This is a genomic window from Romboutsia sp. LXY-2, assembly GCF_056171995.1.
In genome coordinates this window covers 395,687-409,261 of the sequence record NZ_JBKFGI010000001.1, presented here as the reverse complement: position 1 = coordinate 409,261, position 13,575 = coordinate 395,687, and the positions used below count along the sequence as shown (strand labels likewise).

At 27.9% G+C, this 13,575-nt stretch carries 14 protein-coding genes and 1 other annotated feature; of the genes, 8 read left to right on the top strand and 6 right to left on the bottom strand.

Going from position 1 to position 13,575, the window contains the following annotated elements:
• Positions 1-3 precede the first annotated feature (3 nt).
• Positions 4-273 (top strand): TIGR03905 family TSCPD domain-containing protein, encoded by a 270-nt coding sequence (locus ACI48P_RS01900; RefSeq protein WP_475212885.1) that lies wholly within the window; start codon positions 4-6, stop codon positions 271-273.
• 56 nt (positions 274-329) lie between these two features.
• Here the strand turns inward: ACI48P_RS01900 and ACI48P_RS01895 are convergent, their stop codons facing one another.
• Entirely contained in the window at positions 330-785 is a 456-nt protein-coding gene (locus ACI48P_RS01895; RefSeq protein ID WP_475212883.1) for a hypothetical protein, read from the bottom strand.
• 506 nt (positions 786-1,291) lie between these two features.
• Here ACI48P_RS01895 and ACI48P_RS01890 point away from each other — a divergent pair.
• Both ACI48P_RS01890 and glpK read left to right on the top strand, forming a co-directional pair.
• Positions 1,292-1,909 carry a YitT family protein gene (locus tag ACI48P_RS01890; protein ID WP_475212881.1) on the top strand — a complete coding sequence of 206 codons (618 nt, stop codon included), beginning with the start codon at positions 1,292-1,294 and terminating at the stop codon, positions 1,907-1,909.
• A gap of 202 nt (positions 1,910-2,111) precedes the next feature.
• Positions 2,112-3,617 (top strand): glycerol kinase GlpK, encoded by a 1,506-nt coding sequence (gene glpK, locus ACI48P_RS01885; RefSeq protein WP_475212879.1) that lies wholly within the window; start codon positions 2,112-2,114, stop codon positions 3,615-3,617.
• 26 nt (positions 3,618-3,643) lie between these two features.
• Here the strand turns inward: glpK and ACI48P_RS01880 are convergent, their stop codons facing one another.
• Together ACI48P_RS01880 and ACI48P_RS01875 are read right to left on the bottom strand one after the other, a co-directional pair.
• Positions 3,644-4,267, bottom strand: coding sequence for a GntR family transcriptional regulator (locus tag ACI48P_RS01880; protein ID WP_475212877.1), 624 nt, complete (start codon positions 4,265-4,267; stop codon positions 3,644-3,646).
• 202 nt (positions 4,268-4,469) lie between these two features.
• Positions 4,470-4,814: a RidA family protein gene (locus tag ACI48P_RS01875; RefSeq protein ID WP_475212875.1), complete on the bottom strand. Its 345-nt coding sequence runs from the start codon at positions 4,812-4,814 to the stop codon at positions 4,470-4,472.
• A 128-nt stretch (positions 4,815-4,942) separates the two neighbouring features.
• Between ACI48P_RS01875 and ACI48P_RS01870 the strand changes: the two genes are divergently transcribed.
• From ACI48P_RS01870 to ACI48P_RS01860, 3 genes are read left to right on the top strand one after another with little or no spacing between them, the layout of a single operon-like run.
• Complete coding sequence (locus ACI48P_RS01870) at positions 4,943-6,217, top strand: HD domain-containing phosphohydrolase (RefSeq protein WP_475212873.1); 1,275 nt, start codon at positions 4,943-4,945, stop codon at positions 6,215-6,217.
• A gap of 13 nt (positions 6,218-6,230) precedes the next feature.
• The gene (locus ACI48P_RS01865; protein WP_475212871.1) at positions 6,231-7,517 is read left to right on the top strand and encodes a Gfo/Idh/MocA family protein; all 1,287 of its coding nucleotides are present in this window, start codon (positions 6,231-6,233) and stop codon (positions 7,515-7,517) included.
• A gap of 45 nt (positions 7,518-7,562) precedes the next feature.
• A complete protein-coding gene (locus ACI48P_RS01860) occupies positions 7,563-8,477 on the top strand; it encodes a DMT family transporter (protein ID WP_475212869.1) in 915 nt (304 codons plus the stop codon).
• 19 nt (positions 8,478-8,496) lie between these two features.
• Here ACI48P_RS01860 and ACI48P_RS01855 read toward each other — a convergent pair whose 3' ends face one another.
• Positions 8,497-8,925: a YrvL family regulatory protein gene (locus ACI48P_RS01855; RefSeq protein ID WP_475212867.1), complete on the bottom strand. Its 429-nt coding sequence runs from the start codon at positions 8,923-8,925 to the stop codon at positions 8,497-8,499.
• Positions 8,926-9,192: 267 nt separating this feature from the next.
• Between ACI48P_RS01855 and ACI48P_RS01850 the strand changes: the two genes are divergently transcribed.
• On the top strand, positions 9,193-10,098 hold the full coding sequence (locus tag ACI48P_RS01850) for a S66 peptidase family protein (RefSeq protein WP_475212865.1): 906 nt from the start codon (positions 9,193-9,195) through the stop codon (positions 10,096-10,098).
• A 132-nt stretch (positions 10,099-10,230) separates the two neighbouring features.
• Positions 10,231-10,821, top strand: a complete 591-nt coding sequence (locus ACI48P_RS01845) for a DUF3867 domain-containing protein (RefSeq protein WP_475212863.1) — start codon at positions 10,231-10,233, stop codon at positions 10,819-10,821.
• 44 nt (positions 10,822-10,865) lie between these two features.
• Here the strand turns inward: ACI48P_RS01845 and ACI48P_RS01840 are convergent, their stop codons facing one another.
• Positions 10,866-11,504, bottom strand: a complete 639-nt coding sequence (locus ACI48P_RS01840) for a cysteine hydrolase family protein (protein ID WP_475212861.1) — start codon at positions 11,502-11,504, stop codon at positions 10,866-10,868.
• A gap of 223 nt (positions 11,505-11,727) precedes the next feature.
• Entirely contained in the window at positions 11,728-13,107 is a 1,380-nt protein-coding gene (locus ACI48P_RS01835; RefSeq protein WP_475212859.1) for a YjiH family protein, read from the bottom strand.
• Between the two features lie 93 nt (positions 13,108-13,200).
• Positions 13,201-13,421, bottom strand: a binding site (T-box leader).
• Positions 13,422-13,575 lie beyond the last annotated feature (154 nt).

The following is a 13,575-nucleotide window of genomic DNA, read 5'->3' as shown; positions in this document are numbered from 1 at the left end:
TGCATGTATAAATATTATACTAGAGGAGTTTGTGCTAAATCAATAACAATTGATATACAAGATGGAATAGTATATGATGTGGTTTTTGAAGGTGGATGTGCAGGCAATTTAATAGCAATAAAACACTTGGTCGAAGGTAAAAGTGTGAATGAAGTAATAGAGTCTCTTGAAAGTATACCTTGTAGGGACAGAGGAACATCTTGCCCAGATCAACTGGCAAATGCTCTTAAAATTTATAGAGAGTATGTAGAATGTGAAGAGGATGAAGAATAATACATAGTAAGTACTAAAAAAGCTTCTATTTAAAAAATAGAAGCTTTTATTTTAATTTACTGTTTTCCAACAACTATAGCTATCTTAGCATCTGGATTGTAGCTTATTTGAACTAATTGATTTTTCTTTACATGTTCTAAATCTTCTCCACCATGAGCTATTTGTAATTTTATTGGTAATTTACCTTGCTTAATTATAGCAACGTACTCTTTCTTACCTTTCTTTTCTAAACTTATAAGGTTACCTACATACGGTTTGAAGTTTTGGTATTTCTTACTTGCATTCTTTATGTAGAAGAACGTACCTACAGCTATTGCTAGGTTTATACCAAGAGTAAGCCATGGGTTAAGTTTCATCATAGCTCCAGCAAATATAACTACGATCATTATAACTATTGGTACTATAGCTTTTTTCATAAGGATTTTACCCATTATTTCATTAGCTCTTTTTTCAGGACCAGTCATAGTTTTTGATCTAGCAAACGATTCTGCAAATTTGTCTTTTATGCCCATATTAATCCTCCTAAACTTAATAAATATTTAGTTATGATAACAATGATATTTTGCATTAAACTAAAATTTATCATAGTAATATTATGTTCAACTTTTGCATTAAAAATTATATCTAAGCAAAGCAAAATATATAAAATATTTTAACATAAAATCATAAAAAAGAAAATAAATGAAGCAATAAAAACTTATAAATTTAAATAAGTGAATGAAAAACCACCAAATTAAGGATAGTATTTCTAAACAATAAAAAAATTTATATGAGCGATAATTTATATATACTAAATTGAAAGAGTAGCTAATATAAACTTTATATAAAATAGTATGTTCTGAAAGCATTGGTATTACTAGCATGAAAAAGTATTCACAAAAATATAGTAAAAAATGAAAAAAATGACTTGAAAATTAGGCTTAAATTTTATATAATATTTAGTTTGCAAAACCTTAGTATACAAAGCCATCTTAATTTAATATAATAGTATTAATCTAAGAGAAAAGGAAGGGATATAATGGCCAGGCGGCAATTTATAGGAAAAATACTACGTATTTTGTTAGGAACAACAATTTTAGCATTTGGAGTGTATAATTTTTACTATCTAAATGACATTACGGAAGGTGGAGTGTTAGGACTTTTACTACTGTTAAAAAATTTATTTGATATTGAACCATCTATAGCAAACTTAATAATAGACGGATTGCTTATATCAATAGGATACAGGTTCTTTGGTAAAAAGTTTGTACTGTATACCTTATTTGCATCAGTAAGTTTTTCGGTATTATATAATATGTTTGAGGCTATAGGACCTATAGTACCTAGATTTGATAGTATGTTTTTAGCTACTATAATAGCAGGTTTAAGCGTAGGTATTGGAGTGGGCATCGTAGTAAGTGCAGGTTGTGCTGCAGGAGGTGACGATGTTTTAGCATTAGTAATTTCTAAGACTACATCTTTAAATGTTGGTAAAATCTATATAATAACAGATGTGATAATATTATTACTATCACTTTCATATTTATCATCATTTGATGTATTTTACTCACTAATAGCAGTTACTATAAGTGGTAGAGTAATAGACTTTATATACTATCATTCTAAAGAACAAGTAGTAGTAGCAGAAAATCTATAGGAAACAAGCAAAGATCTATATCAAAATTATTATGTTTTGGTATAGTTTTTTGTGTGATTATATTAAACTATAAAATAAAATAATTAATTTGGGAAACTATATAATTAATCATATATTGTACATAAATAAGATTTATAATAAAAAATATATATTTTAATATAGAATGCAGTTAATGAATTAAAAGATAATAAAAGGAGCCAATATGGAAAAGCAATATGTAATGGCCTTAGATCAAGGAACTACAAGCTCAAGAGCTATTTTATTTAACAAGGACGGAGAAATAGTAAAGGTTGCTCAAAAAGAGTTTACACAAATTTATCCAGAGTCTGCTTGGGTTGAGCACGACCCTATGGAAATATGGGGATCTCAAAGTGGTGTAATGAGAGAAGTTATTGAAACTGCAGGAATAAAGCCAGAGGAAATAGCAGCAATAGGTATAACAAATCAAAGAGAAACAACTATTGTTTGGGATAAACTTACAGGAAAGCCTATATATAATGCAATAGTTTGGCAATGCAGAAGAACATCAGAAATCTGTGATGAGTTAAAAAATAGAGGGTTAGAAGAATGTATAAAAGAAAAAACAGGCTTATTGATAGATGCTTATTTTTCAGGAACAAAAGTTAAGTGGATATTAGATAATGTTGATGGCGCAAGAGAAAAAGCCAACAAAGGTGAGTTATTATTTGGTACGGTAGATACTTGGTTAATATGGAATTTAACTAGAGGAGAGGTACATGTAACAGATTACTCAAATGCATCAAGGACAATGATGTTTAATATAAAAGAATTAAAGTGGGATGAAGAAATACTAAAAGAATTAGATATTCCACTTAGTATGCTTCCTCAGGTAAAACCATCAAGTTATGTTTATGGTCATACTAATGAATATATGTTAGCAGGAGCAAGAATACCTATAGCAGGATGTGCAGGAGATCAACAAGCAGCATTATTTGGGCAAACATGTTTTGAAGAAGGTACAGCAAAAAATACATATGGTACAGGATGCTTCTTATTGATGAATACAGGTGAAAATCTTGTTAAGTCAAAACATGGATTACTTACTACGATAGCATGGGGAATAGATGACAAGATAGAATATGCCCTTGAAGGAAGTATATTCATGGGAGGTGCATCTATACAATGGCTTAGAGATGAGCTTAGGATGATAAAACACGCTAGTGATAGCGAAACCTATGCATTAAAAGTAGAAGATACAAATGGAGTATATGTTGTTCCTGCCTTTACAGGTCTAGGAGCACCATACTGGGATATGTATGCAAGAGGAACTATATTAGGTTTAACAAGAGGTGCTAAAAAGGAACATATTATTAGAGCGACATTAGAATCTATTGCTTATCAGACTAAAGATGTTTTAGGAGCAATGGAGCAAGACTCAAACATTAAATTAAAAGCACTAAAGGTAGATGGTGGTGCAAGTAGCAATGATTTCTTAATGCAATTTCAATCTGATATATTAGATGTATGTATAGATAGACCCCAAATAGTTGAAACTACAGCTTTAGGTGCAGCATATTTAGCAGGTCTCGCTATAGGTTTATACAATAATAAAGAAGAAATAAAATTAAAATGGGCAGTTGAAAAAGAATTTAGTCCATTAATGGATAAAGATAAAAAAGAAAATCTATATCGTGGTTGGAAGAAAGCTGTATCTAGAGCTATAGAATGGGCAAAAGACGATGAATAATTAATAAAGGCTGAAATATTCAGCCCTTATTCTTCATATAAAAAAACTGGTACAGCATTATGAATATGTTTATCTCCTACTACAGATATAATATCATTTTCTAAAAACTCAATATAAGGACCAGGAGAGATTATAAGTTCGTCACCTCTTTTTATTGCAACTATTGTGGCTCCTGTATTTTGCCAAAATTTAGTCTCGGCAGCAGTCTTTCCTATATGTTTACAGTGAGATTCTATTGTAAATTGAACTGGTATAAGAGGATTGATTATCTCTAATCTATCAGAATACTCTATTATTTTATTTATGGTATTAACAATATCGTTTTCTAAATTAGCTTTAGTATTTATTAAATTATGAAGCGTAGATTTGTATGTAGATATATTGGTAATATCCTCATACTTCTTTATAAATGATAAGGCATTACTAGAAGAAGTAACAATTATTCCTTTCCCCTTAATGCTTGTAACAACACCTAAATCCTCTAGAATTTTTACAGATCTTCTTATAGTTTCAGGAGAGACACTATATTTACCTGCTAAAATTGATCTGCCATATATTGTGCTACCTTCTTCAATTGCTCCAGTATAAATTTGATTAGCTATATCTAAAGCTATTTGTTGGTAGATTGGCATTGTATAATTGTTTCTCATTATATCCCCCTTAAAATAATCTTAATTAAATAAAATAAATACTAAATATTTAGTATCTATAATAATATATATTACACTTTTAAATAGAACCCTTTTTACTTAAAATTAAATAGTATTTTAACCTAAGTACAGGGAGTAAAAATAAAAAAGCCTCCTATAAAATATATTAAAGAAGACTTTTTAATTTACTTACAAATTTATATTATTTTGTTGCAGCAGTTACGCTCATTTCAACTAAAAGAGTTTCTCTTGCAAGTCTAGCTTCAACACAAGCTCTAGCTGGTTCGAAACCTTGCTCAACCCATGCATCCCATACAGAATTCATATCTGCAAAATCTTTTATATCTCTTAAATATATAGTTACTGATAATATATGTTTTTTATCAGATCCATACTTATTTAATAAATCTTCTATTTTAGCTAATATTTCTCTAGTTTGCTCTTTTACGTCACCTTCACCATGTGTTTGTCCACATAAGTAAACTGTATTGTTATGTACTACCGCTCTACTCATTCTTCCGTTATTTTCATATCTCTTTATTTCCATTGTAAAACCTCCTAAATAATTTGACAGTTAGATTATATAATAAATTAGTAGATTATTCTATATAAATATAGTAAAAATATACTATAATTAATTTAAGGGAAAAATTAGAAGGGGTAAATTAAAATATTATGAGCACTATTAATGCAATGGATTTATTTAGAATAAATCAGTCTATATTAAAGAGGGTAAACAAAGAGCTTACATATCATGGACTTGAAACGGCATATATTGTATATAAAATGTTAAAAAAACTTAATTATGATAAAAAAGATATATATACAATAACGTCCTTAGCATTTCTACATGATATAGGTGCATATAAAACAGACATTAAAACCAACTTAGAGCAATATCATATTGAAGATACAGCAAAGCATAGTATTTATGGATATGAGCTATTAAAGTGTACTGAGCTGTTTAAAAAAGAAGCATCAATTATCTTATATCACCATCACTCTTATGAAAATAAAAACATATTAATTGATAATATTCCTATTAAAGAAGAGGCTTTTATGATAGCCTTGGCTGATACCATATCATTGGTAAGTAGTATATTCGGTTATGATGAGAAAAAAATATTAAACTACATTAACAATATAGACAAAAGTAGATTTAAAGAAGAACATTTAGAAGTTCTCTTAGAGCTTACTCAAGAAGGATTAATAAAAGATATTATTAGTGGGGACTACAGAAAATCTTTTATTAAAGAGAGTAGCAGTAATATTATCATGAGTAAGAGTAGACTTGAAAAATACATAGTATTATTGCCTTTATCTATAGATTTTTTTAGTTTTGAGACATCCATACATACTGTAGGGGTTTACTGCATAACGAGGAAATTATGTGAAAAATTAAGTATACCAAAATCAGATATAGAAAGTATAAAAATGGGAGCTTTGCTACACGACTTAGGCAAGGTTTGTATACCAAAGCATATTCTTGAAAAAGAAGGAAGACTTTTAGATGAAGAATATGAAGCTATGAAGAAGCATGTTGTTTATACTAGAGAGATTTTAGAAGATGCAAAAATAGACAAAAATATTATACATTTAGCATGTAGTCATCATGAAAAACTTAAGGGAGATGGATATCCAAGTGGATTAAAAGATAGTGAGTTATCAATTGGAGATAGAGTAATTACGATTAGTGATATTTTTTGTGCTTTAACAGAAAAAAGGCACTATAAAAAAGCTTTTTCAAAAGACATGGTAATAACAATACTATTAGATATGGTAGAAAAGGGTCAAATAGATAGTGACATTACCAATACACTAATAGAATGTTATAATGAAATATTAGAAGCATCAGTAAAAGAAAGAATGTATTTTGAGAATATATTAAAAAATATGCTTAAGGACTACGAGAAGGTAGCTAATAAAATGGATGAATTAATTATGGCTTAAAATGGGGGAGTATATGAAAAAAGTTAAAGTAGCAATTATAGGAGCTGGTAATAGAGGAATACATACCTATGGAGAATATCTTAGTGAATTAAATGAAAGTTGTGAAATTATAGCAGTCGTAGAGCCAAAGGAAAATAGAAGAGAGTTATTTGGAAATAAATATAATATACCAAATGAAAATAGATTTTCTAAAATAGAAGACTTTTTTAATAGTAAAAAAATAGCAGATGCAGTAGTAATAGCAACTAATGATGATAGACATTATGAGCCAACTAAAATTGCATTAGAAAAGGGATATCATATATTATTAGAAAAACCAATGGCAAATACATTAGATAAGATAATAAATTTAGAAGAGTTATGTGAAAATTATAAAGACAGAGTTTTTATGGTATCTCATGTTTTAAGATATACGCCATTTTTTAATAAATTAAAGGAAATAATAGATAGCCAATTATTAGGAGATTTAATTAGTATTCAACATAATGAAAATATAGGATATTGGCATTTTGCTCATAGTTATACAAGAGGCAATTGGAGAAATAGTAGCGATACTAGTCCATTAATATTAGCAAAAAGTTGTCATGATCTAGATATATTATTGTATCTTACAAATAGTAGCTGTAAAAAGATTTCTTCATTTGGAAGCTTAAGCCATTTTAAAAATAAGAATTTCAAAGAAAATATGGGAGATACTTGTGTAAAATGTGGAGTTGAACAAGATTGTCCTTATAGCTGTAAAAAGATATATTTAGAAAATGATAGAAAAATGAATTACGCAGTTCATATTAATCCAACAGAAAAGAATTTATTAGATATATTTGAAAGCAGTCCATATGGAAAATGTGTATATAAATGTGATAATAATGTAGTTGATAACATGGTTAGTATTTTAGAATTTAATAATGGGGTAACTGCTACATTTAATTTATCAGCTTTTACAAAAGAATGTGATAGAACGATAAAATTAATGTTTAGCCATGGTGAAGTAGGCGGAAGTCTAATGAATAATGAAATAAGGATTAAACAATTTGGAAAAAGTGAAGAAGTGATAATAAATCCTTGTAATAATACCAAAGGTCATGGTGGAGGAGACAGCAGGTTAATTAAAGATTTTGTAAGAGCAATAGGCGCAAATAATAATTCTTTAGTAAAATCTAATGCTAAAAATTCAATTGAAAGCCATATTATTGCATTTGCATCTGAATATTCGCGAATAAGTAATGAAGTAATTTTTATAAAAGATTTTTATGAAAGTGCAGTAGATATGACTAAGGAATTAGAAGAAAAATTAAAATAATATATACTGGAGATAATTATCAGTTTAATTTGGGGGGATGATGCTTTGAAGAAATATACTGGAGAAATAGGGTTATTTATTGTAGCTATAATATGGGGAAGTGGATTTGTAGGAACTCAACTTGCTATAGATTCAGGTCTAAGTCCGAATCAAATAATGGCAATTAGATTTTTTATTGCTACAATTTTAATGAGTGTGATATTTTGGAAAAATATTAAAAATATTAATAAATCTACTTTAAAAGCAGGTATTATGATAGGAATATTCCTTTTTATAGGATTTGCATTCCAAACTTATGGAATATTGTTTACAACACCATCTAAAAATGCTTTTATTACAGCTACAAATGTGGTAATTGTACCATTTATAGGATATTTACTTTATAAAAGGAAGCTTGATAAAATAGGGATAATAAGTAGTGTAATAGCACTAATAGGGATTGGAATATTGTCTTTAGAACCAGACTTTTCAATTAGCCTAGGAGACTTTTTAACATTAATATGCTCTTTTGGATTTGCTCTGCATATATTTTTTACTGGAGAGTTTGCAAAGGATCATGATCCAGTAGCTCTTACAGCTGTTCAACTTGCTACAGCCTTTGTACTTTCACTAGTATTATTATTAATAGCTAAAGATACAAATATTCCTATAACTGCTAAGGGATTAGGAGCAGTAGGTTATCTTGCCATATTTAGTACAACAATTTGTTATTTATTGCAAACAGTATGCCAAGCTAAAACTACTCAAACTAAGACAGCAATAATATTATCAACTGAAGCAGTGTTTGGAACTATATTTTCGATAATAATACTAAAAGAAGTAATCACTGTTAAGATAATAGTTGGAAGCATATTAATATTATCTGCAATAATTATGGCAGAAACTAAATTATCATTCTTAACTAAAAAGGATAAGAAAATAGAAGAAACTAGTGTAATAAAAGAAGAACCATTATCTTAATAGATAATGGTTTTTTTATTTAGCCATCTTTTCTCATAAAATCCATACACTGAGAAAGTGCATATGATAATATGGCAAATAATATTTCTGTATGAGTAGGTATATATATAGACTTCATGAAAATATCTAAAATATTAACCAATACAAAGGTAAGGGAAATATCAAAGAATGCTTCTAAAAACTTATATGATATATAGGGAAGCTTATTTACATACCTAATAACATCTAATAGTGATGTACATACAAAGTCAATAGGCCTGCTAATACAAAAATATATAATAAAGAAAAATAGTACAGATTTATATGAGTCATACTCAAAACCTAAAAAGGATAAAAATCCAATACCTATAGCGGTAAATATGATAAAAGCAATAACAATAAATACTAGAGCAAATATTATTAATGCTAATATTTCAAGAATTTGAAGTTTCTTCTTAATTTTGACCACTCCTTAAAGTTATATATTAAATAGTCATATACATAGTTAAAGTATTTAAACTAATACGCGCAGTAAGATAAAATTACCCCTAGATTTATTTTATATATATTACTCAAATTCTGCAATGAATATATTTTTATATTGAAATGTATTATTAAACTTATATAATTGTGATGTAAATCTAAATTATTCACATAGAAGGAACATAGATGAATAATATTATAAAGATAAGATTATTTTATAATAACGGAGATTATAATATCAAGGGGGATTAATATGGTATTATCAAAAAAACTTATGCCAGGAGATACTATTGGTATAATAGCGCCAGCAGGCCCATCAAGATGTAATATAAGAAAAGTATATAACGCAATTAGGCGTTATGGATATAAAGTAAAAATAGGTGCTAGTTGTTACTTAAGCTACAATGGGTACTTAGCAGGACCTGATGAAATTAGAGCTAAGGAATTAGAAAATATGTTTTTAGATAAAGAAATAGATGCAATAATGTGCCTTAGGGGTGGTTATGGTACGACTAGAATATTAGACTTAATTGACTATGATATCATTAAGAGTAATCCAAAAATATTTATTGGATTTTCGGATATTACAGCACTCCATATTGTTTTTAATCAGAAATGTAACTTAGTAACATATCATGGTTTAATGGCCCAAAATTCTCCAGATTGGGATGAATTTAGTTATATATCACTTATTAATGCATTAAATTTTAAAAAAGAGTTAAGAATAAAAAATCCTAAGGATAAAAATATATATACAATAAAGAAGGGATATGCAAAAGGTAAAATTGTAGGAGGAAACTTATCGTTGATTATAGCTAGCCTAGGAACTGAATATGAAATTGATACTAAAGATAAAATACTATTTATTGAAGAGATAGGAGAATATACTTATCGAGTAGACCGAATGTTAACTCACCTATATCATGCAGGTAAGTTCGATGATTGTAATGGAATAATCTTTGGTGATTTTAAGGATTGTAGAAAGAGTAATGAAGAAGATAGCCCAATCTATAACCTATTAAGAGAAATAGCTCACAAATGTAACAAGCCAGCAATATATAATTTAAAGTCAGGACACTGTTCTCCTATGGTAACATTGCCACTAGGATTAGAGTGCACTATAGATGCATCGAGTAAGGAAATTACAATATTAAAGTAAAATATATCTATAAGTATTAATATTATAAAATTTATTTAAATTTAAAAGGTTAAAAAAAATTGTATATATATATAATTGTACTAAATATGATATAATCTAATACAAGTAAAACTTTAGCTAGGAGGAATAGATATGTCTGATGATAGAATAATTGATTTTAATGATTTGAAAAATAAAGTTAAAGACACTGATGTTGATAAATTTGAGCAATATATATACAATTTATACTTCTCTGTTATGGATGGAAGTATGACAATGGCTGAATTCTCGAAAAAAATATTTGATTATATGAATGATAATAATATATCTCAAGAAAAATTCATGAAAATACAAACTAAGTTCATGGAAAGATACGGGATGGATTCTACTGAAATAGAAAAACAACTTAAAAATTTTGGAATAGATCCTTCTATGGCTGGGTTTGGAAATATAGACTTAAACAACTTAACTAATGAGAATATAGAAACAATAAAAAAGACATCAGGATTTTATGAAAAGTATGGAAACAAAATACAGCCAAAGAGTTGTATAACTACTTATGTAAAGAATGACAACAATGATATAACTATAGTAATAGATCAGGAAAAAGTTTTATTATATAGTGATAAGAAAATAAATCTAATGGATGCTGAATTAAATGAATTATTATTAGCATACAAGAATATGTTCAATAAAAAAATAAGAGTAGTAATGTGCGAAAATAGTACTGAATATGATTATTAAAAAAATGTGAGATATCCTTAATAAGATATCTCACATTTTTTTATTTATAATAAAATTTCTTTAACAATCTTAATTCCATTTTGTAACATACTATTGAAAAATACTATGTTTAATAGTTCTGCAGGATGAGTACCAGGTATATCATATGTATCTACTAAGTTAACAGGAACTATGATATTCTTATTAATATTATTATGGTTAAAGTATGACTTTAAAGTTATTGCAAATTGATATATACAAATATCCGTGCAATCACCTACTATAATAATATTGTCTACATTAGTAAAAGAAATATCATCAAGAGCAAAGAATCCATTAGTAGAATTTTTTTCTAAGATCTTGATATTATCTATAGATTTAAGTTCATCAACTATTTCACTTTCTATGTCACCTTTTAGGCAGTGTGGTGGATAACTAGATAGTTCGATAGCATCACTATCATGACAATCTGTAAAAGCGATTATATTGTTTAATTTATCCTTAATTTCATTTACAAAATTATATATAGGATCAATAAGAGCTTCAACTCTAGGAGAATATAGAGCTCCACTTTTAGCAAATCCATTATTAACATCAACTATGAATAAATCTGTTTTATCTAGGTCATAGTTAGAAATATAATCTACAGGCACATTATCTAGAGTATTTTTCATAATCTTAAGTTCATTAAATAAATTTTCCATTTGTAACCCCCTTAGTCATGTTAATTAGATTGTACAAAGTTTGATTACAAAAGTCAAGATAGGTGTCAAGACAGTAAACTTTGTATAGAAAAAGACTACCTTTAAATATATTACTTAAAAGTAGTCTTTTTAAGAGATTAAGTTATCCGCAAGGTCGAATACTTCTCTCTATTAATATTATGCATTAAGTTTATGATTTGATACATTAATTATTTTAATTATTTTAATTAAATATTAATTTTGCTATTATTGTTATAACTGGTAGTGCAATTAAAGTACGAGTTAAGAATAAGACGAATAAGTCTTTTAAATTAAGAGGTATATCTGACTTTAATATAACTGCACCTGTTTCTGTTAAGTATATTAATTGAGTTATAGATAATGCTCCTATTATAAATTGTGTTACTTGACTTACATCTTTACCGCTTATCATTATTGATGGTAAGAACATATCTGTGAAACCTACTAATACAGCAGGTGCTGCTTGAGCTGCATCAGGTATCTTTAAAAACTCTAAAACATAAACCATTGGTAAAGATATTATATTAAAGAACGGTGTAAACTCAGCAACAATAAGTGCTAAAGTACCCCAAGCCATAACTAATGGTAATAATCCTAAATACATATCTATTACTGTTTTAAATCCATTGATTAATATTTCTTTCGTTGAAGGAGCTGACTGTGCTCTATTTATTGCTTTTTCTAATCCGAACTTTAATGGACGTACATCTTCTGGTATTATTTCTTCTTTTAAATGCTCAACATCATTATAAGTATCATTTCTAAATCCTTTTAATGGATATATACGAGGCATAATAAGTGCACATACTAGTGATGCTATACATACTGTTCCATAAAAAGGAACAAATAAAGGCATAAATCCTAATTGCTCTGCTATAACAGTAGAGAATGGAAGAGATACTAATGAGAAACAAACTGATATTATTGCTGCTTCTTTAGCTGTATAGAATCCTTGCTTATATTGAGTATTTGTTATCATTATTCCTAATGTACCATCTCCTAACCAAGAAGATACAGCATCTATTGCTGAACGACCAGGAACTTTAAATAGAGTATACATTGACTTAGATATTAAGGTACCAAATAAATCCATTAATCCAAAATCAACTACTAAAGGTAATAAAAATCCTGATACTAAGAAAATTGCAAGTAAGCTAGGAAGTAGACCTAACATTGTTTGACCAGTAACTTCTGATGTAATAAACTCAGGCCCAACACCTGACACTGTCATTACTATAAATATTGCACCTAATATTCTACATGTTAACCAAAACGGTGAAACATCAAGTAGGTGATTTAAAAATTCATTTTTTATTTTTATAAATTTGCTTGATAAAGATAATATTGCTGATGCAACAATAACTACTAAAGCAAGAGTGTTAAGATAATCAGCACCAAATATCTTTACTAGTTCTGCTAAGAATCCAATTCCTATGTTAATAGGCGATAAACCTTCTAGAGGTACAATACTTCCGTAAGGTATTGGTATTATAAATAAAAATAATCCGAATATAGATGGTATTAAAAACTTTAATAAGCTTGAAGTCGATGACTTATGTGTAGATGTAATTGAATTTTGCATGATAATCCTCCTCATTAATTTTGTATTGTTTGTTTTCAAATATATTTTGCAAAATGTATTTTTAAAATAAAAAAAGTCCCTTGGTCTTAAAGACCAAGAGACGAAAATTTCCGCGTTACCACTCTCGTTGGTAAATTTATTAATATTAATAAACATACCCACTCAATCTCTTAAGGCGAGATAACCTATTACCATACTTAGTTTCAGGTAATATTCTCAAAAGCTCTCTTCTATTAAACTTCAATGCTAAGCTTCCACCATCCTTAGCTCTCTATAAAATTCATTTAATATACTCTCTTCATCACTGAATTTAAATTATTAACTTGTTGTAATTAATATTAAAATAATTTCTTTTTAAAGTCAATATATTTTTTTTTGGAAATATTATATTTTTATAAATTTCTAAAAATTTCAGGATTTATAATTAGTAACATATATCATAACGAAAAATAAGATATAGTATAGAGT

Coding starts and splice junctions, on each gene's coding strand:
- ACI48P_RS01900 (WP_475212885.1), top strand. CDS start 4: ATGTATAAATATTATACTAGAGGAGTTTGTGCTAAATCAATAACAATT.
- ACI48P_RS01895 (WP_475212883.1), bottom strand. CDS start 785: ATGGGCATAAAAGACAAATTTGCAGAATCGTTTGCTAGATCAAAAACT.
- ACI48P_RS01890 (WP_475212881.1), top strand. CDS start 1,292: ATGGCCAGGCGGCAATTTATAGGAAAAATACTACGTATTTTGTTAGGA.
- glpK (WP_475212879.1), top strand. CDS start 2,112: ATGGAAAAGCAATATGTAATGGCCTTAGATCAAGGAACTACAAGCTCA.
- ACI48P_RS01880 (WP_475212877.1), bottom strand. CDS start 4,267: ATGAGAAACAATTATACAATGCCAATCTACCAACAAATAGCTTTAGAT.
- ACI48P_RS01875 (WP_475212875.1), bottom strand. CDS start 4,814: ATGGAAATAAAGAGATATGAAAATAACGGAAGAATGAGTAGAGCGGTA.
- ACI48P_RS01870 (WP_475212873.1), top strand. CDS start 4,943: ATGAGCACTATTAATGCAATGGATTTATTTAGAATAAATCAGTCTATA.
- ACI48P_RS01865 (WP_475212871.1), top strand. CDS start 6,231: ATGAAAAAAGTTAAAGTAGCAATTATAGGAGCTGGTAATAGAGGAATA.
- ACI48P_RS01850 (WP_475212865.1), top strand. CDS start 9,193: ATGGTATTATCAAAAAAACTTATGCCAGGAGATACTATTGGTATAATA.
- ACI48P_RS01845 (WP_475212863.1), top strand. CDS start 10,231: ATGTCTGATGATAGAATAATTGATTTTAATGATTTGAAAAATAAAGTT.
- ACI48P_RS01840 (WP_475212861.1), bottom strand. CDS start 11,504: ATGGAAAATTTATTTAATGAACTTAAGATTATGAAAAATACTCTAGAT.
- ACI48P_RS01835 (WP_475212859.1), bottom strand. CDS start 13,107: ATGCAAAATTCAATTACATCTACACATAAGTCATCGACTTCAAGCTTA.